The organism is Neorhizobium tomejilense, from assembly GCF_964254135.1.
GTDB lineage: Bacteria > Pseudomonadota > Alphaproteobacteria > Rhizobiales > Rhizobiaceae > Neorhizobium > Neorhizobium tomejilense.
Genome location: NZ_CAXUSO020000002.1, coordinates 1,311,444 through 1,329,189 on the forward strand (window position 1 = coordinate 1,311,444; position 17,746 = coordinate 1,329,189).

Genomic DNA, 17,746 nt, shown 5'->3' on the forward strand with positions numbered 1-17,746 from the left:
CCTCCCATTGGACTTGCGTCCCAATCTCCGCAGTCAGGATGTCACATCTGCTGTCTTGCGCAATCGAAGAATGATTACGGTTCTTACAGCGGAAGCGGTGTCGCCGCGGAAAAGATGACAACCGTTACAAATGTGACAGACCGCGCAACATTCGCCCACTTTGAAGATCGTGACGGCTCTGCGTATAATACATACGGGAGGACGTGCATGTGTTGAACGAGAGGATAACAATCCTGATCGTCGAGGACGATCCGGACATGGCTGAACTTATCTCCGACCTCGTTGAGGCGGAAGGGTGGACACCTCTCACCGCGCGGTCGGCTGAAGAGGCCGCGACCGTGCTTTCGCGCAGAACCGTCCATCTTGTCCTTGTAGACCACAATCTGCCGGGCACGTCCGGCCGCACTTTTGCGCAGCGCCTGCGCGCACAGACCAATATCGGTATTGTCATGGTAACGGCCGCCGGCAGCGCCCTGGACCGCGTGCTCGGCCTCGAAACTGCGGCAGACGACTATGTGGTCAAGCCCTTCGAGCCCATTGAACTGACTGCCCGTATCAAGGCGGTCCTGCGCCGAACGATCCCCTGGCTGAAACCGGAGCGGGAAAGCGAGCGAGAGCACGAAGCCACATCCCTGAAGCTCGGTGATTGGTCGGTAGACCTCGAGCGCCGTCGCGCGATATGCCACATCGACCCCGGCAAGTCGCTTACAAGCGCCGAATTTGCGCTGCTCCAAATTCTCGCCGAGACACCCAACATTCCCGTCAGCCGGGCGCATATTCTTGACCGATTGGGCGGTGCGGAAAGCGAGCGCTATGTCGACCGCAATGTCGACGTGCTCGTGCTGCGTCTGCGTCGCAAGATCGAGCGCAATCCGGACCTGCCGCGCCATATCAAGACGCGGCGTGGCAAAGGCTATGTCCTGGCCACCGACGATGGCGAGATCGAACCGTGATCGGTCGCCCCTTCCTTTCCTCCATCGCGTTTCGCCTTCCCTTCGCCATAGCCTGCATCTGCGTGCTCGTGTTCAGCTTGGCGGCAATCGCCGTCTACAGCTTGGAGCGGACGCGCCAAGAGATGGCCGCCTATAGCTTGCAGGCGTTCTCTAGTCTCGCCAAGACCTCGCTGGTCTCGCGACAGGTTTCCGATCTCGTCTCTAGCGCACCTTTCCTGATGAACGCTTCATCGCCCTACCGGGTCTCCAGCGAAAGCCGTTCGATCGTCTTTCAGGTCGATGGTCTTTTGCGCGCCATCCAACCTGAGAGCGACGGGGCCGTCCTGGAGGGCTTTGGGAACAGCCGGATCGTCGAACTGCTCCAAACGATCCGCACGCAGACGACGGCGCTTGCGGGCGATGCGGACTCCGCACAGCAGCACAAGGCGGAGGCTGCGGCCGCGCTCGGCGAGATCGCGACTGGCAGCGGCCTCGCGGATGCCGACTTTCGCGCTCGCCTGAACGGCATAGTGCAATCCGCCTCCAATTCGGACAGTCTCTTCCAGCTCGGCGAGTTGCGCCGCCGATACGTCTTGGAAACCTCCCCGCGCCTCGAACGCGCTGCGCCCGATATACGGATCGCCGCGGCCGAACTTGCACCTTACGAACGAATCTTCGAGGCACAGACGCGCTATCTCTTCGAAATGTTCGCCATTCGCGCCGCGGTCTCGCGTCTGCACACCGTCTCGCGCGATCTGTCCCATGCCACGGAAACACAAAGCGAGGCCGTTGCCCGCAGCCTCAGTGACGACCTCGTCTCGACCTCCGACGCCTTGAGCCGCATTCTCGTCACCGTCGCCGTCGGCTCGCTGCTCGTGTTGGCAATGGCCGCGATCTCGATCCGCTCCGTCATGCGAGTCTCGCGCGGCATAGTCTCCCTTTCGAACGGCATGAACGCGCTTGCCGAAGGGGGCACAAACGTCGAAACCCCCAGCTACAACGGCACGGAAACGGAGCTGGTGCGCCTGCTCGAAGCCTTCCGTGCGTTCCGCGAGAGCGTCGAGCGCGTCACGCGGCTACGGCGCACGACCGAAGCCGCGGCCCGCACCATCCGCTCCACGTTCCGCAGCATGAATGAGGGAATCGCGCTGTTCGATCCGCGTGGGCACCCGATCACGATGAACCGCCGCGTCATCGAGTTGATCGGCTGGTCCGGTTCAGCGAGAAAACTGCCGCTCCGAAGGTTCGTCGCACCCCTGCAGGAGATCGATCCGGCCGATCTGCCAGACGACGACGATGCCGGCCTACTTCGCGACCAGTCTGTGCTCCGCCACCGCGCTGAAGCGGGCCGGGTGACGGAAGTGTCGTTATCTCGCCAACCAGACGGCGGCATAGTCCTTCTGGCGCGCGATATTACAGACATGGACCGGCAGGAGGCTGAGGCAGCAAAAATCCAGCGCCTTGACGGCATTATGCGCATGACCCACCAGGTAAGCCACGAGGTAGGCAACATGATCGGCATCATCACCGGCAGCCTCGGCCTCCTGGAGCGCGAAACAGGCTTCAACGACCGGCAAAAGCGACACCTCGCTCGCATCCGTAAAGCTGCCGACCGCGGCCGGTCCCTCGCCGGCAGTATGCTTTCCATTGGCAGCCAGCAGCCAATCCACCCTGACGTGGTGGAAATCGGCGTGGTGCTACGGGGTATGGCCGACGTGCTGGAAATTGCCGTCGGCGAAAAGTGCCAGCTTGCGTTCGAAATTTCCGACGACCTGCCCACCGTCCGTATCGATACCGCACTCTTCGAGCAGTCGATCCTCAATCTCTGCCTCAACGCCGCCGCGGCTATGCCGACTGGTGGAACAATTCTTATCCGTTGTTCCCGGAGCGAACCCGGCGTCAGCGTCAGCGTGACGGATGATGGCATCGGCATGACACCGGAGGCAGTCGACAGGGCTTTCGAACCCTATTTTACGACCCGCGACGCAGAGGGCGGTGCGGGTCTTGGCCTGGCAATGGTCTATGGGTTCGTACGCCAAAGCGGCGGCGACGCTCGCATCGCATCGCTGCCGGACAAGGGAACGGTTGTCGAGCTTTTGTTTCCAGCCTGAAACTGGCTTTACGCAAAGCGGGGGAAAACTCATAATCACCGCCGATGTTAAGATTTCGTACAAAGAATGGTGATGGGCGCGCTTGAGATTTGGTGCCGCGAAGAAGGTTACTTCCTCGACAGTGACATCGGTAGAAAGGAGCTCGATTTAGCTGTTCAGCGGCGCGGAGGCGGACCGCCCCAGGCACAGCTCGTGCGGGTTCTGCGGCTCGAAAGGGAAGCTTGATGTACTGAACCCAAGGTGCAGAATGTCGGCCAGCAGATCGATGACGTCGTTACCGCTGGCAAACTGTCGTCGGCCGTCTGAGAGATCGACAGCACGATCGGGAACCCTGCCCAGTCTCGCCTTTGTCGAGGCTGCCGGGAATATCGCCTCCGACGGCGACGGTGACCGACGGCTGCCGATCAACCGAGCTTGAACCGCTTTCGCTGATCGGCATTTTCAGCACGCAGCTTCTCGGCCGGCTGCTTGCGCAGTCTTTGGTTTTCCTCTTCCAGCTGCAGGAGATCCGCAAACTCGTCAACCGCCGCCACCGACGGAGCGGTCGTTGCCGGCACGGCCTTCGGAGCACGTTTGACAGGCGCACGCTTGGCGCTTGGCGCACCTTCGTCGGACTTTGCCTTGCGTCCTCTCTTCGGCTTGACCGCTGCGGCACTTGAAGCCGCTGCCGGTTGCGCCGAAACTGCGGCTGAGGCCGTCTCAAGCGCCGCCTTTTTGGCGCGAGGTTTGCGCTCCTTTTTCGGTGCGGGCGCCGCAACCGTCGGCGTGTCAGCATCTGTCATCGTATTCATATCGTCGGCCATTATGGTCTCGTGTAAAGCCGCTGCATTTGTCTCCTGCTCGATCGGCGGTGTCAACAACGCCGCGCCCTGTTGTTTGCCGGCGAAAGACGTCCCGGATCTGCCAACTTCGGAAGTTCCAGAAGGAATGGCATTGCCTCGTCCTGCAGATCCTGCGCAACGGACTTGAGATCCATGTCTCCCCCGATCGAGCTCGGATTTGTATTTGAGAGGCCGGTATCTGCGGTGACGTTCCGGCGACGCTTTCAGCATCGCGAGAAGCCCTGCCAGATAACCCCTATCAATCGAGCGGGCCAGGCCTACGGCCATACTCGGCTGCCGATATGCGCCAAGACCCTTTTTGATCAGCCTGCGGCACTACCTGGACTAGCAGCCAATTCCGCCGTCAGCACGCAGCGAGAGGTTCGGGCACGTTCAGCCATCGCGTCCTCACCACTCGCGTTTGGCGGCCGCAGGTCAAGATGAGCAGGCGGGCACCAACTGCGACTCGCCGTTACCTCCCGCATTGGAGCGCTACCAGCGTTAGTAACTTCGACCGCTATTTCATTGCCGTCTCGATCGGGGCTACGAACTCGGTAGGCTGTGGTGGTAGGTAAGATGGTGAAAGCCCTTCACACCCCTATTAGTCCGTCAGCGAGCGTTCGCACCCACGGCCTTTACCAGCGTCTGATGCAGCCCACGCGCTGGCGAAGCCGAGGGCGCATGAGGCGCGGCCGCTCTGGCAAGAGTAATCGCCCTACCCGCTTCTGGCCTGACCTTGAAGCGGGAGATCAGCCGGGAAAGCGTAACGACTTCTTCTGCCAGTCGGCGGGTGTTTGCGGTCGCCTGCTCGACCATGGCCGCATTCTGCTGCGTGACCTGATCCATCTGATTGACAGCGGTATTAACCTCGGAAAGCCCGATTGTCTGCTCCTTCGCAGCGGTTGCGATGGAATGGACGTGGTCGTTGATCTTTGTCACCTGCGTTTGAATAACGCTCAATGCGTCACCCGTCTCGGTTACCAATCTTACGCCCGTCTGGACCTCGGTTCTTGAGCGGGTAATCAAACTCTTGATATCCTTTGCAGCCTGAGCGGAGCGCTGCGCAAGTTCGCGAACCTCCTGTGCGACAACTGCAAAGCCTTTTCCGGCTTCACCGGCTCGCGCAGCCTCGACGCCGGCGTTGAGCGCCAGTAAGTTTGTCTGAAACGCAATCTCGTCGATGACGCTGATGATCTGGCCGATTTCGTTCGAGGCCTGTTCGATACGACCCATGGCAGATACCGCATCTGTGACCACTGCGCTCGATTCGTTCGTGCTCTTTCGAGCCTCGCCTACCATCTGACTGGCTTCCGCCGCTCGACCTGTCGAATTCTTTACAGCGGCTGTGATTTCCTCAAGGCTCGCTGCGGTTTCCTCCAACGAAGCGGCTTGCTGTTCCGTCCGTCTGGCCAGGTCGCCAGCGGCGTTGCTCAATTCGTCAGTGCCGGAATTGATCGTGTCTATCGCCGCCCTCACCTCGTCCATGACAGTTCGCAGGCCGCCCATCGTCGAATTCACATCACGCCTAAGCTCGCCGAAAGACCCTTGGAATTCCCCATGCATTTCATCGGTGAGATCACCCTGCGCCAATGCCGCAACAACGCGTTGAGTTTCACTGACGCCTTCGTGCACGGTGGTTACCAGCTGGTTGACGCTTGTCGCGAAACGATCAAGATCGGGATTGTCATAGGCCTTCTCAACTCGTTTCGTGAAGTCGCCCGCCACCGCCGCCGCGACAACAATGGAAATGTTCGAGGAGAGATCGGCGCTTTTGGCTTGCAAGGCACTTTCCTGGGCATTCAGTTGACGCACCTTAATGGCGTTTTGCTTGAACACCTCGACTGCGGTAGCCATATCGCCGATCTCGTCCGCCCTGTGCGCGAATGGTATTCTCGTATCCAGGTCGCCGTGTGCAAGCTGCTTCATAGTTGCTGTCAACTGATTGATCGGGCGGGCGATCGCCCTCGACCCAAAGATTGCCGATCCTAGAAGCGCTGCGACGACAAGAAAGCCCATTCCAAGGCTAATTTGGAGCGCCAAGCGCGACGCGGCCCGCATTTGAACTGCCGCTTCGTCCGCCTTGCTTTTGGCCGCATTCACACATTCGTCGAGCAACGATCCGATCTGATCGGCAATGACCAAGAGCCTGCCTTGAGCAGACTTTCCCTCTCTCGAAACCTCGGCAGCCTTGGCGGGGCTGTCAAATCTTGTGCCGACAGCCTTCGAAAGACTTTCATACTCCGTCATCCACTGACGGGTCAGCTCGGTGACCGCAGCTATCCGGTCCTTGTTCGCCTGCAGCGTGACATGGGCGCTCGCACTCGACAGATAATTTGTGACCGACTCATATCGTTTGGCAACATATTGGCGCGCTTTTATTGCCTCTGCCGATGTCTCCGCGAGGCGCAGGTCCAACATTCCTATCATCATGCCACGTAACGATGCTTTCGCATCGACCAGGTCACGGGAAATAACCAGTTGCGAGCGACCGAAATCGGAACTCCTATCGACCGAGGCTCCGCCAACCAAGACCGACACCAGCAGGGCCAAAACCATCAGAATGCCGGCGGCTGACATGACGCTCAGCTTGGCACTGATGCGGGCGAAAGGCTTTGACGGCATCATAACACTCCTGTCGTGCCGAACGCTCTGGCCCGGCGACGCAATTGATCAACGAGCTGGGCAAAGGTATCCCAGCGGCACATTCATGGGGAACTCAAATGCGTCTTCACACGCTCTGCAAGGAGGTGATCAATTAGAATTATGACAGATTGCTTAAGTTTCCGTTGAGGTTACAAGCGCACGAACGGCTGCCATTCAATCGGCGCAGGCGACTAGCCAGCAACCAGCGGAGGCTTGCTTCCGCACATGGAAACGGGCTGACGACCGTACCCAGACCTACCTGCAGGTCACCTTAACCAGCTCTGCACTCAATGTATCCACACGAAGGATCCGCCGCCGGCGCAAGAAGTTGTAGTGCCCAGCGATCACGTGCTGTGTCAGCACGTGGCTCGGCATCGACGGTACGTCTCCCCGTCGCAATTGTCTCCAAGATCTCACGACCCCCTTAGGATGCGTCTCGGCTGCGCCAGACCTTGAAAAGTCCGATGGCGCAGATTGCGATGATTACGGGGTCAGCTAAAACGCCGGGGAAGCTCGGATGCCAGCCAGGACGAACGATGGTCTGAATGATCAGCAGGTAAGCGATGCAGCTTGCCAGGGTTATTGAGAGGATCGTCAATTGGCGGTTGGTCATGGTCTCCCCGTTATCAAATGCCCGTAGCCTTCTCTACCATAGCCCTGCAAACAATGCCTACCCGCCACCTGTGTTAACGCTACAGGAATCCTTAGAGGAGAAAGCAGCCATCCAAGAAGACTGTGGCGGGTAAGCTCCGGTGTGCAAAGCCACTACTTACCTCTCTACCGGGCAACCACGGCCCTGTGGGGTCGGCGAACTGCGGCCGCACCCACGGAAGGCGGCTCGCTAATTCCAAAAGCTTTACGGCGCCCATTGGAAATCGCGTAATCGGGCACCGAGCACCGAGCACCGAGCACCGAGCACCGAGGGAGGGTTATCAACCGTCCTTATTTTCCAAAGTCCGGTGGTCGATTTCGAGTGAAAGCCACGCATGACGTTGATCATTGTAGACCGACTGAGACGGCTCTAGGCCCTGCCTGTCGTCGAAACAGCCGAAAGCGACGGCGGTCAAGCCGGGTCGCAACTCAGGCTTCCAAAAGACAGTTGATCCACAAGCGGGGCAGAAATGGAAATCGATAGATTTTCCACTGTCGCCGATCCGTCTGAAGACCGATGCGTGGCCGTGCTCTTCCGTCGCTTCAGACGCAAAGAACACCGCTATCCCAAAACCTGACCCGGTACGGCGTTGACAGGCGTCGCAATGGCATATGGAGACCTTCTTTGGTGTGCCGGAGGTCATGATAGAAAGTTTGCCGCACGAACACATCGCTGTTCTCTTCAACGGAACTCCTCCTCCATCCTCATCGGAAAGTTGTGGTTACAACCTTTCCTTCAGCAGGCGCCATCATACTGGTTTCGATAGATTCTGATAGCAAGGACGTGCAGGCGCTCAACTCGCCAGCGTCGGTCAAATGGCCAACTTGACCCTTATGAGATTAGCGGATGTAATGCGCATCTGAGAGGTGCAGTTTACCCCCAACCAGCAATCTCAGCGGTCGGCGCCTATGGCGCTGACCGTCCTTTCAGTCAAGCGATCCATTTGCTCTAGTTCCTTTTGGTGGGTTGGTCGCCTCTATCATCCCGGTTACCATCATTATCCCTAAGCCGAGCGTAGAAGAGTCTCCGGCTTAGGAAGAGCCCGCGCACGGGGGTACGCGCGGGCTCTTTCGTGTCCGCAAACGGCGCTAGGCGGAGGCGTCCTCGGCCTCTACAGGCAGATATCCGTAGCCGCGCTAGCAAGAGGTGGTGGCAGGGACGGCAACATCGGCACCCCACCAATCTTGGCGACCTGCTCCCAGGTAATTCGCAGATGGAGGTGCGGGAGGGTGCACCGAAAATTTGCTGCAAGGAGGTTTCACCACTTCGGATGGCTTGGTGGTAAAATTGGGGCACCATCTGTCGAGAGCGGCCAAAACCATTTCGGGTTGCCCTACTGATTATTTTTTGACCGGCCTACGACCATTGTTTGTGCACGCGGGTCTGAGCCGATGGTCGGAGATGTCGCGCCGCCGCACCTTGCGGGGCCGCAACTTCCAGACCTTGAAGAACGCCATAGTGGCATGGCGTTTGCATGGCTGGCCCGTGAAAATTCCTGCGGCGGGCACAATTTGACGAATATCCTGACCTGTTTTTTACTTGCTGCCGCACTCTCTCTCAGCGTGCGCCGGTTCCTTGTTCCATACGTTCGCGCGGACGGTAGAGCCGAAGCAACCTCGCCGCTGACGATGGTCGCCAGCGCCGTTTTTCTGACGGCCCTGGCCCTGACCATTGCGGATACGGATGTGCTGCGCGCTGCGTTGACGCTTGCCAGTGGCCTGCTATTCGCAGTTCTTTTGGACGGTCTGAGGCCAACGCTTTTGGTTGCCTTGTCAGTCGCCTGTCTCATTGCCTACCTGGGCCTGCGCTGAAGCTTCTGAGACTACGCCGCCGCGGTCGCAAGCCTTTGCTCACGCGGAAGTGCCCTGGCGACCGCATTAAGCAAGTCGGTCTGCGTGATCAATCCGAGTATCCGCCGTTCATCGTCTACGATGACGACCGCATGCGTGCGGCCATCGGTCAATACGGGCAACAGGCCGAAAGCGACATCGTCGGATCGTGCGGTCGTCGCCTCAGAGATCCGCCGCTCCAACGAGCCGGACGCTAAGGCGAGCTCCCTTAAGCCGACTGAGCCGACAAGGCTCCTGTCGGCTCCCCTGACTGGCAGGGTCCGAACGTTGTGATTTAAGAGAAGCCAACGAGCCTGCTCCACTGTTGCATCGATATCGATCGCAATGACATCGCGCGACATGATATCCGCACATCGGATGTCGCCGTTGGCGCGCGAGACCGCCTCAAGCTCCACCTGCCGCAATACCCGGCCCAGATCGGCACGATCGATGTCAAACGTTTCGTTCAGCTTCGCAAGCGCCGCATCGATATCCTCCTCCCGAAACCCGGCCCGTTGCGCGGGCGCCGGGTCCGAAGTGCGATGCACGTTTGCCGGTTGCGGAACGACATGCGGATAATTGTGGCGCGACAGTCTGTGAAACAGCAAGCCTACGCCTACGAGCAGGCATGAATTTAGCGCGACTGGGACGAATGGAAAGAGCATCCCCCAACTTGCAACCACCGGCCCGCCGAGGACTGCCGTGAGTGCAGCGGCGCCCCCGGGCGGATGCAGGCAGCGCGTGAAGGACATTGCGGCAATCGCAAGTGATACTCCGACACCTGTTGCGATGATCGGATCGTTTATCAGGCTTGCAGAAAGAACGCCCATGATAGCCGATATCGTGTTGCCGCCAACGATCGACCATGGTTGCGCAAGCGGGCTGGCAGGCACGGCAAAAAGTAGAACCGCCGACGCGCCCATCGGGGCAACGATGAGCGGCAAATGAGCGCCTTCTCCGAAGAGAACGCCGCAGAGCATACCCGTCAGTGCGATGGCAACGAGTGCACCCAGGCATGCAAGAAGCCTATCTCGAAGGGTGGCGCCGGCGAGGATTGGATAGAACAAGCGGAATGAGAGGCGAGCTCGCCTTCGAGCGGCGTCTTCTTGCTTGGGAGATGACATGCAAAACCTGGTGATGAGTTTGTGAGAACTTAGGAGGGACGAGCCGACGATCCCGGTGTAGCGGCGCCGGAACTGACGAGAATCGCTTCAAGACCCTGAAGCGTCGCGGACCTCCGGTCCCTCTTCGAAATCAGCAACGTGTCGACCGGCCCCAGCGAATGAACTTCGATATCGGCGCTCCAGTGCATGCCATCCAAAACGGAGCGGGGTATGACGCCGGCAGCATTGCCTGCAACGACGTGGGCCAACATGGAATGGTAGGAGCCCACCTCAAGGGTTGGGAGATCGGCCGTCAGCCTTACCCACCGTTCGGCAACGCGGCGATAGGTGCAGCCGGGCTCAAGCGCCGCCAACTGCCGTGATCGGATGTCACTGGCGTCCCGGACCGGCAGGTGGTTGGGAGGAAGAATAAGAAGCAGTTCTTCCTGGTAGATCGGCGTTACGTGGAGCAGCCCGTGGCGGTCGAAGGAGACCGCATTGTCGGTTTGGTCTCGCGGCGGCCGCGCGACAAGCGCGCAGTCCAGTTCGTCTGCAATAACGGCAGCGGCAAGGTCTTGAGTAGCGCCGAGCGTCAATTGCAGAGACACCGAGGGCCAATTCTCATTGAACTGAGCAAGGACCGGAGGCAACCTGCTTGCGGCTGTGCTCTCCATGGTACCAACTCGAAGGGTTGCCATGTTCTTCATCGCAAGACGGGCTTCTTCGGCAAGTGCAACCAGCCGTCGCGCGTAGGTCACAAACGTCCGGCCCTCGCGGGTCAATGTCATTTTTTTCCCCTCGCGGCTGAACAACTGCGCCCCGACTTGTTCTTCGAGCAGTTGGATGCGCGTGGTAACATTCGAAGGAGCGCGGGCAAGCTTTTTTGCGGCACGCGTGACGCTTGTTTCACAAGCCACAGCAAGAAAAATTTCGAGTGATGTCGGGTCCACGTTGATCTCGCCAAACGAATGATGCTGCGCTATCATTTCCTAAATGCGAATATCATTCAAGGTTGATCCTAGGGGCAAACTCACGCCAGCGCGAAAAGAATGAGCCGATGAGCAATGAAAACGAGAAAGAACTTCCAGCAGCCTACGCGTCTCCTGCTTGTCTGATGCATGAAGTCGATCCAGTCTATATGGGTCTGGGGGTAGACCGGGCGACCATCAACGCGTGGCGAAGAGATGAGCGCCGCCGGCTGATCGATCTGCGCACACTTCTCAGTTCTGAGGAACGCCAACGCAGAACCCTCCTGCTCAGGCAGCATCTTGATAAGCTTCTGCCCAATCTGGGCGGCCGGAATGTCAGCTTCTATTGGCCATTTCTGGGAGAACCGGATCTGCGGGGCTGGCTCGTGTCCGCATCGGCAGGTGGGGCGATCGGCCTCCTGCCCGTGGTGACGGAACGGCGGAAACCGTTGACATTTCGTACCTGGAGCGTCGGTGAGGAGCTTGAACAAGGGGTTTTGAACATCCCCGTGCCTCGCCATGGGCAGGTGCGACGTCCCGACATTATCATCGCGCCGCTCGTCGGGTTCGACGCGCAATGCTACCGCCTTGGTTTCGGTGGCGGTTATTTCGACCGGACGTTAGCGGCTCTGGATCCGCCACCCCTCAAAATCGGAGTCGGCTTCGAGTTCCAAGAGATCGAGAGCATTCGCCCGCAAGCCCATGACATCCCTATGGATGCGATCGTGACCGATGTTCAGGTGCGGGTTCGCCCAGGCCGAGACGCGGCGCTCAGGCTGGAAGGCGAAAAATGATCGTCGTACCGGCCTAGTGGACGGCACCGCTTTGCCTGGCCGCTGCGATCGCGTTTGCGTGGCATCCGTTCCTCATTATCTTTCGTCGAGACACAAATCCCGCCGCACAAACATCCATTACAACAATGGTCGCCACCAGCGTGGCGCTGATGACGGTCACGCTTTCCTTTGCCCATTGCGGTTCGGTCATCGGAAGCCTCGTCTTCGCACTCGGCCTCGCAGGCTCCCCGATAGCCAGGCGCTACCTGCGCCCCGCGCTCAGCACGGGGCTTTCCGCGGTCAGTCTTGTCGCCTCTTTCTCGATTACTGGCGGCCTTCAGGTATAGGAGCGAAGACATAATGTCGGACCGGAAATATCCGCAACTGGCTTGGTCGCATTGGTATGCCTGGTACCCCGTCCTGCCCGTCGATGACTCGATTCATTGGCTGGAAGCGGTGTATCGGCGGAAAGATGAGGCGGGAAGGTGGGTGTACCGCTCGTTCAGGCCCAAGCACGAACAGCAGCGTGCTGATATGGCAACGCCGCTCTGTCCAGGTGCTTAATGGTCTGTGCGATAAGGCGAGCCGAAAGCGGCTCTCCGGGCGAAGTGGACAGATCCGAAAACTTACCGGTCGGGCCACCGGATGCGCAATACGTCCGATGGCGAGGAACCGCACCTGTCGAAGCTTCAGGGGTATTCGGACGGACGGGCCAAATGCGCCGCGGGGTGAGACTTGCAAGTGGAACTGATTGGCCCCACCGGCACGCCGGGGGCCATGCGCGAAGCGGTCATACAGCTACGACGCCTTCCATTGCCGCATCCGCGGGGAAAGCAATCCTGCGCACTATCAGGTGCGAAGAGTTCCGCGCGGCGATCACCTATGCCCGCCGCAATGCCATCCACACTATTGCGGCCACCAACACCTTCAAGCGGGACGACATGAGGAAATCCGGCATCGTACCGCTGCGGATGCCGTTGCTCTTGGAGCAGAAAGGCACGATTCCGGAGCCCGGCTCCTTCTAAAGCTCACCAAGAGTTTCGGCTGGTATTACTATTGTCCGTCGTCGGCGGGAATTCCTTTGGCGGCCCTCGGGTGGATCCATCCTATCATGCAGCACTGGGATCAGGATCATCGTCACGGGAAACTACGGCTCTCCTGGGCCGCGGCCGGAAGCTGACCACCTGCGGAGCATGGTCGATCGGTTCGATGAGACGCTGTCCGAGCTGCTTTAGGCGCGCTTCAGCCTCAGGCTGAAACAGAATGTGCTGGACCGAAAGTACCTCAGAGTGCCCGTCGTCCGTTGAAAACTCGGTCTTTTGCCCGACGGCGAGGCCGAGTATCGCGAGGCCGCGCATCGAATGAAGCGAGAGAGCGAAACTGGGAAGTAGCCCTTCTGCGTTCCGCACAAGAATTTGCGGTCCGATGCTCAACCCGTTGACGGTAAAAGCGACCTGAGTGTCGATCGTCACCACATTCGGGGGTATATCCTCCCGAAAGTATACGTCCGAATGATTCAGCTTCTCACGAAGCAGGATCGAAAACGGACTCGGCCGGTCGGCCTCCTGTTCGAGCATCGACATCAGGACATTGGCATCTCCTGCCGTCAGTTGGCAGAATACTTCCCTGGACATAGTTCATTTCTCCAGCACACATTTCATGGAGGTGACCGAAAGGCGGGCAACTCGCCGGCCTGCTATGCTCATTGTTGGCTACGCAATGCTGTAGGCCGCGTCAGCGCAGCCAAATACGAATGTCTCGCATGGGCTTCTTGGGGTCGTCCTTTGAAATGATCCTTGCGATCACAGTGCGAGCCGCATCGGCTGCAGCTTCGCGATTCGGATAGCGCGAGGGTAGTACTCCGTCGAAGACGGTCGACCACGCGTGTGCAGTTCCGCTCAGGTGGTCGTAGTGGAGCTGAACATGGATAGCTCCGCCGGTAGGATTGTTGTTGGAGAAGGAAGGATTTGTCATCGCGCTGCCTCGCTCCCAAGCGAGAAAATCCCAGCTCGCTCGAAATTACCTGAAGGGCCGGCACCGCGTGCGGCTCCCGAGGGCGCTGACGAGAGTGCGGATCCGAAGATCGCCCTTAGCCCCCGCTGCGGCTGGTGGAGAACCCGCTTGAGTGAAAGCGTCGCATTCGGGTTTTGATGAGGACCAAAGACTGCAACGTCGCCTTCCTGGAGACCTAGAATAGCGAGCCCCACCAGGCTGCGTAGCGGGATGATATCCTGGAACAGCCTGATGGACTGCACGGTGTCTACGAGATCCGCCGTGGTCGGCAGGTCACTTCCGACTTGAAAGGCGACTCGGCTGTTGATCGTCGCGACATTTCCAGGAAGGCTCGACGCGTCAACCACACGAGCTGTTGCGATTTTACGTCGTATCAAAGCCTTCGCCCGATGAAACACAGTGGTGTCATCGAGCAAACGGCGCAGGATAGCGGTGTCCTCGTCGAAGAGTATGAGAGGCAGATGGGACGCATTCATCGTAGGTCTCCTTGGATGTCCATGTTGGTTCAACAGGAACGCCCTGTGCCGACCCCGATGGGCGGCACAGGGCTACGGGCCTGCGGTGAGACAACCTCCTCGGTGTTTTCTGTGTCTGCTGTTGCGCAAGATCATTGGTGTCCTCAGGGTTGCGGATGTTCGATGGAATTTAGAGCACCAGGTCGGCGGCTTCCTGGACAACGCAAACCACGGTCAGGTGATGGGCTTGGCCGTCACGAGAGAACCACTGGCTGCACTGCCCCTCGCGAAGGCCAAGGAGTGCCACCCCGATCGGAGTCAGCACCGATATTCTAGCCAAGATGACGTCGATCTTATCGGGATCGACGAGCTTGATGGTGCGGCGGAATCCGCCTTCGACCTCGAAGGTGACGGTGGAACCAATACGGACAGCGTCATGTGGTGCCTGTCCGTCAGGCACGACGAGGCTCTTCTCAAGCTTGCCAACCAATTCAGCCGCGACATCGTAATCCTTCGACAAGGCAGCGTAAGCTAGGTCAATGAGTGACGAGTAATCCGATGCACCGACGACGGACATCTGATACTTCGGAGAGGGATGAGTTTGCGACATTGTTCGCGAAACCTCCGTTACAGACATGGGGCTCCATGCATGCGGTGACTGTTCTGGAAGAATTGTCGCGCCGTCAGTGAACGCTGGTGCTGACTCTTTTCGCCCAGGATCCGGCAGGCGACGAGGGCCGGATCCGGGTTATGATCCTGCGATAGGGCAAACCCGCAACACTTCGATCGGGAGTAGGTCGTGATTGATCAGCATGACCCTAAGATTGCCATTGGCAGCTCGGAAGTCAAGCCATCCGTTCGGGTGCATGAAGTGCGGCACGCCGCCGCATCCTAAGCGGATGGCTTTCGTTCCTGACTTGAGGGATCAGATCACGCCGAGAGCATCCATTGCTTTAGCGACCCTAACGAAGCCTGCAATATTGGCCCCCAGCACGTAATCGCCTGGGGCACCGTACTCGTCGGCAGTGACAGCGCAACGGTCATGGATCGCTTGCATAATCGTTGCGAGACGCGCCTCGGTTTGCTCGAAGGTCCAGCTGTCACGGGAGGCGTTCTGCTGCATTTCCAGAGCCGAGGTGGCAACTCCGCCTGCGTTCGTGGCCTTGCCGAGCGCGAACATGATACCGGCCTCCTGAAAATGACGGACAGCCTCTGGTGTGGAGGGCATGTTTGCCCCCTCACCTACTGCCACAACGCCGTTCTTCACCAGGGCGCGCGCGTCCTTGCCGGTCAGTTCATTCTGGGTTGCCGATGGCATTGCCACGTCGCAAGGGATGTCCCATATGGAGCCGCCTTCAACGTAGCGGACGCGTGACCCCTTCCGTTTTGCATACTCAGAGATCCGCTCCCGCCTGATCTCTTTGATCTCCTTGACCAGGCCGAAATCAATGCCGTCTTCATCGACCACGTAGCCGTTCGAGTCGGAGCATGCGACGATGCGCCCCCAAATTCAGCGACTTTCTCCATCGTGTAGATTGCGACGTTTCCAGAGCCTGAGACTGTCACACGCCTTCCGTCGAACTCCAGCCCTCGGGTTGCAAGCATGCGCTGGACAAAGTAGGTCGCTCCGTAGCCAGTCGCCTCTCTACGGGCTCGCGAGCCTCCATGGAACAGCGCCTTACCCGTCAGAACACCGGCTTCGTAACGGTTGGTGAGGCGCTTGTATTGGCCGAACATGTAGCCGATTTCCCGGCCTCCCACGCCGATATCACCCGCGGGGACATCGGTGTATTCACCAAGGTGTCTGTGAAGCTCGGTCATGAAGGACTGGCAGAACCTCATGATTTCTCCGTCCGAACGGCCCCTTGGGTTGAAATCGGACCCACCCTTGCCGCCGCCGATAGGCATTCCGGTCAACGCATTCTTGAAGGTCTGTTCGAAGCCGAGAAATTTGATGATCCCGACATTTACCGAAGGGGGGAAGCGGATGCCGCCCTTATAGGGGCCAAGCGCTGAATTGAACTGCACCCTGAAGCCCCGGTTTATCTGCACTTGCCCGGCATCATCCACCCAGGGCACGCGGAAGATTATCTGTCGCTCCGGCTCGCAAATACGCTCGATCAGAGCGTTTTCGGCGTAGCGGGGATGTTTGGCAATCACCCGCCCCAGGCTTTCGAGCACTTCCCGCACGGCTTGATGGAACTCGTGTTCACCGCCGTTACGCCGCAAAACGTCAGTTAGAATTGGTTCCAGCTTCTCATCGACATTCAAGATTTTTCTCCTAAGCCACATCCGATGATTGCGATCGGCGCGGGCGCCACACCGGAACAGCCGCGGTAAGTGAACCCCTTTTTTGGCACGTCACCTGCCGAGTTCTGATGCTATTGGATCGGCCTTGACTTCCGCTTCAGGAACGGCATGATCTACTGACTATGACGAACATTTCGCGCTTTCATTGCTGTCGCCTCCGCCGGGCGTGTTCTATCGCAGGACACTAGCCCAGGGTCTTTCGCTGCTGTCGCGCACCTGAACCCTGGGATCGTCATACTCCTGTTCGCTGGCTTTCTGCGCGACTCCCCTTCACGGCACTTAACTAAACCCTGACAGCGCGGCTCCAAGGCTGCGCGAAGAGGCATGACAAATGGAAATGATCTCAACTCACGGCACCAAGCCGTCTATCATCGTGCGCCAAACCGAGCACTCCCGCCTCATTTCGCTCGCCATGGCGGCGCCGGGTCGCGATCTCGACGTAGCCGACGAGCTGCTCGCGGAACTTGAGCGGGCGGCGGTCGTGGACGACAATAGCTTTCCGACGGAAGCCGTCGGGATTGGTTCCACCGTTTCTTACGAGACGGAAAATGGGCAGGCGCGGACGGTTACGCTCTGCTTTCCAAACGAAGCTGACATTGAGCGATCGATGGTGAGTGTGATGACCCCGATCGGAGTCGCCCTTCTGGGACTCTCGCCGGGGCAGTCGATCAACTGGAACGGTCGTGACGGCCACGTTCACAGGCTGACGGTGACCTTCGTCGAACCTCACGTCGCTTCCAGCGCCGCCTGACGAGCACACCTGTCGATTCCGGAGGTGCAGAACGCGTGCCCTGCGCTCACTGTTGTGCAGGTCTGCGCGCCGACATCGCATTTCTGCCGGAAGGCCGACTTCAGTGGGAACCCGCGAGTGCGGCGGAATGTCCCCCGCTCTTGTGTCCGTCGTTCAAGGATCCAATTATCAGACATGACCAGGGCAGAAATCATATCGGCTTCGAGCAGCAGATCTCAAGCACATGGCTCCACCCCGGGCGCCGCACGGCCGTGAACCGTGGGCGTTTCGGGGCAAACGCACGATTCCAAGTAAACATTGGTTTTGTTAGCCGGTCCCCACCGGCAAAGGAGCTTGATATGTCGTTCGCCAGCAACCGATACTGCTGTCATGCCTGCTACCGAAA

At 59.0% G+C, this 17,746-nt stretch carries 15 protein-coding genes and 1 pseudogene; 6 read left to right on the plus strand and 10 right to left on the minus strand.

The genetic code is table 11. The features are described 5' to 3' along the window. Positions 1 to 209: 209 nt before the first annotated feature. Both ACSQ3G_RS28935 and ACSQ3G_RS28940 read left to right on the plus strand, forming a co-directional pair. Entirely contained in the window at positions 210 to 953 is a 744-nt protein-coding gene (locus ACSQ3G_RS28935; RefSeq protein WP_105403734.1) for a response regulator, read from the plus strand. Then, entirely contained in the window at positions 950 to 3,043 is a 2,094-nt protein-coding gene (locus ACSQ3G_RS28940) for an ATP-binding protein (protein ID WP_436112738.1), read from the plus strand. Before ACSQ3G_RS28935 ends, ACSQ3G_RS28940 begins: the two co-directional genes overlap by 4 nt. A 404-nt stretch (positions 3,044 to 3,447) precedes the next feature. Here the strand turns inward: ACSQ3G_RS28940 and ACSQ3G_RS28945 are convergent, their stop codons facing one another. From ACSQ3G_RS28945 to ACSQ3G_RS28960, 4 genes are all read right to left on the minus strand, one after another. Then, positions 3,448 to 3,846, minus strand: coding sequence for a transcriptional regulator (locus ACSQ3G_RS28945; protein WP_436112739.1), 399 nt, complete (start codon positions 3,844 to 3,846; stop codon positions 3,448 to 3,450). Positions 3,847 to 4,473: 627 nt separating this feature from the next. Further along, positions 4,474 to 6,486, minus strand: a complete 2,013-nt coding sequence (locus tag ACSQ3G_RS28950) for a methyl-accepting chemotaxis protein (protein WP_436113224.1) — start codon at positions 6,484 to 6,486, stop codon at positions 4,474 to 4,476. 445 nt (positions 6,487 to 6,931) lie between these two features. Further along, positions 6,932 to 7,120 (minus strand): hypothetical protein, encoded by a 189-nt coding sequence (locus tag ACSQ3G_RS28955; protein ID WP_341353566.1) that lies wholly within the window; start codon positions 7,118 to 7,120, stop codon positions 6,932 to 6,934. A gap of 319 nt (positions 7,121 to 7,439) precedes the next feature. Beyond that, complete coding sequence (locus tag ACSQ3G_RS28960) at positions 7,440 to 7,844, minus strand: GFA family protein (RefSeq protein WP_436112740.1); 405 nt, start codon at positions 7,842 to 7,844, stop codon at positions 7,440 to 7,442. Positions 7,845 to 8,550: 706 nt separating this feature from the next. On the opposite strand from ACSQ3G_RS28960, the gene ACSQ3G_RS28965 reads away from it, so the two are divergent. Beyond that, positions 8,551 to 8,970 (plus strand): hypothetical protein, encoded by a 420-nt coding sequence (locus tag ACSQ3G_RS28965; RefSeq protein ID WP_436112741.1) that lies wholly within the window; start codon positions 8,551 to 8,553, stop codon positions 8,968 to 8,970. 11 nt (positions 8,971 to 8,981) lie between these two features. On the opposite strand, the gene ACSQ3G_RS28970 is transcribed toward ACSQ3G_RS28965, so the two are convergent. Both ACSQ3G_RS28970 and ACSQ3G_RS28975 read right to left on the minus strand, forming a co-directional pair. After that, on the minus strand, positions 8,982 to 10,112 hold the full coding sequence (locus ACSQ3G_RS28970; protein ID WP_105403739.1) for an HPP family protein: 1,131 nt from the start codon (positions 10,110 to 10,112) through the stop codon (positions 8,982 to 8,984). A gap of 29 nt (positions 10,113 to 10,141) precedes the next feature. Then, a complete protein-coding gene (locus ACSQ3G_RS28975; RefSeq protein ID WP_436113225.1) occupies positions 10,142 to 11,041 on the minus strand; it encodes a LysR substrate-binding domain-containing protein in 900 nt (299 codons plus the stop codon). Between the two features lie 107 nt (positions 11,042 to 11,148). Between ACSQ3G_RS28975 and ACSQ3G_RS28980 the strand changes: the two genes are divergently transcribed. Continuing rightward, on the plus strand, positions 11,149 to 11,853 hold the full coding sequence (locus ACSQ3G_RS28980; protein ID WP_436112742.1) for a 5-formyltetrahydrofolate cyclo-ligase: 705 nt from the start codon (positions 11,149 to 11,151) through the stop codon (positions 11,851 to 11,853). A 125-nt stretch (positions 11,854 to 11,978) separates the two neighbouring features. Continuing rightward, positions 11,979 to 12,179 carry a hypothetical protein gene (locus tag ACSQ3G_RS28985; protein ID WP_436112743.1) on the plus strand — a complete coding sequence of 67 codons (201 nt, stop codon included), beginning with the start codon at positions 11,979 to 11,981 and terminating at the stop codon, positions 12,177 to 12,179. Between the two features lie 762 nt (positions 12,180 to 12,941). On the opposite strand, the gene ACSQ3G_RS28990 is transcribed toward ACSQ3G_RS28985, so the two are convergent. The 4 genes and pseudogenes from ACSQ3G_RS28990 to gdhA form a co-directional block, all read right to left on the minus strand. Continuing rightward, complete coding sequence (locus ACSQ3G_RS28990; protein ID WP_436112744.1) at positions 12,942 to 13,466, minus strand: GreA/GreB family elongation factor; 525 nt, start codon at positions 13,464 to 13,466, stop codon at positions 12,942 to 12,944. 336 nt (positions 13,467 to 13,802) lie between these two features. Further along, on the minus strand, positions 13,803 to 14,321 hold the full coding sequence (locus ACSQ3G_RS28995) for a hypothetical protein (protein ID WP_436112745.1): 519 nt from the start codon (positions 14,319 to 14,321) through the stop codon (positions 13,803 to 13,805). Between the two features lie 169 nt (positions 14,322 to 14,490). Continuing rightward, positions 14,491 to 14,877: a GreA/GreB family elongation factor gene (locus ACSQ3G_RS29000; protein WP_436112746.1), complete on the minus strand. Its 387-nt coding sequence runs from the start codon at positions 14,875 to 14,877 to the stop codon at positions 14,491 to 14,493. Positions 14,878 to 15,225: 348 nt separating this feature from the next. After that, positions 15,226 to 16,571: pseudogene (gene gdhA, locus ACSQ3G_RS29005) on the minus strand (NADP-specific glutamate dehydrogenase). Positions 16,572 to 16,941: 370 nt separating this feature from the next. On the opposite strand from gdhA, the gene rnk reads away from it, so the two are divergent. Then, on the plus strand, positions 16,942 to 17,361 hold the full coding sequence (rnk, locus tag ACSQ3G_RS29010) for a nucleoside diphosphate kinase regulator (RefSeq protein WP_436112747.1): 420 nt from the start codon (positions 16,942 to 16,944) through the stop codon (positions 17,359 to 17,361). The last annotated feature ends 385 nt before the right edge of the window (positions 17,362 to 17,746 follow it).